Here is a 1,194-nt window from a genome sequence, read left to right on the forward strand (position 1 = left end):
AAGACGCAGCCGACCAGTAAACGGCAGATCGTCCTCGCGAAATTCGGCAGTGTGCTGACGGTAGCAATGTTGTATACCTTGCTGGTAATAGGCTTTGGGTTATTGGTGCCGCTGGTCTTCGGAGATTACGCTTTGATTCTCCAATACCCGCAGGTGCTGGCAGGCGACGGGGCGTTTGCGCTTCTATCGTCATTCAGTGTTCTCGTACGTACCCTGGTGCTGTTTTTCGCAGCCGTGCTGGTAGGCTTTAGTCTGGCTCTGTTGTTAAGTGTCTGGCTAAAAAGTACGTTTACCTTAAACATCGTTCTTTTTTTCATCCTGTTGGCAGGTCTTACCGTTACGCAGTCGCTAGCGATCCTGCAGACAGCCTTTAACCCATTCCACTTGTTCCAGTTTCAGCAAATTTTGGAGGGGGTACCTCAAACAACAGATTGGCTATACCTGGCATCTGCCATTTTGTGGAGCGGCTTGTTCTTAACTCTTTCAATCACGTTACCCGAAAAGGAGTCAGGTGCATTTCAACGTTCCACAAGTCACAACCCGTTTGGAAAAGGGGGAACGAGGGCACGTTCTGCCGCTTTAACGAGTGTGCTGCTGTTCGAATGGCGGAAACTCCAGCGGAAAGGCATGTTTCAGAAAGTGATGATTCTGCTCGTCTTATTCACAGGGATGGGGTACTGGGGAATTTCCCAGTTGACAGATCAAAAAGAAGAAGCATATTTAGAAGGCATACAGGAAATGATTTCCGCTCTTGAAAATCATGATATACCTTATATGGAACAATCCATTGCTTCTGTGAAAGAAATGGAGCAGCAGGCAGCAGAAGAAGTAGAAGAAGGCGAATTGACGATTGGCGGCATGGACAGTCAAATCCCCCGACTTGAAAGTACGCTAACCTTTTTTAGGGATAGGGTAAATAAAGGGACGAAGGCAATCGACGGTTATGAATCGGGCGATTGGGACGCTTTTTATGAATACCAGCTTTTCGTACTCCAGCTGCATAATGATGAATTGGATTATCTTGGTGTGGGGGAGAGTACTCTGCTTCCAACCATGGGCCAGTTCACAATCGATGTCAGTTTGGCAGAAAAAAAATGGCTGCTGGGTAGGGACATCCAACCCGTTTTTTCGGGTGAATTTCTTCAAACTTTGCATACTGTAGATGGATGGCCCTCTGATAAGTACCGGCTGGAG

1 protein-coding gene is annotated in these 1,194 nt (G+C 47.3%); it reads left to right on the forward strand.

The annotated features are described in order from the left end of the window. On the forward strand, nucleotides 1-1,194 hold a 1,194-nt coding region (locus tag KW93_RS17525), incomplete at both ends, for a hypothetical protein (RefSeq protein WP_033543801.1).

Origin of the sequence: Planococcus sp. CAU13, from assembly GCF_000775575.1 — a bacterium.
Lineage (GTDB): Bacteria > Bacillota > Bacilli > Bacillales_A > Planococcaceae > Planococcus.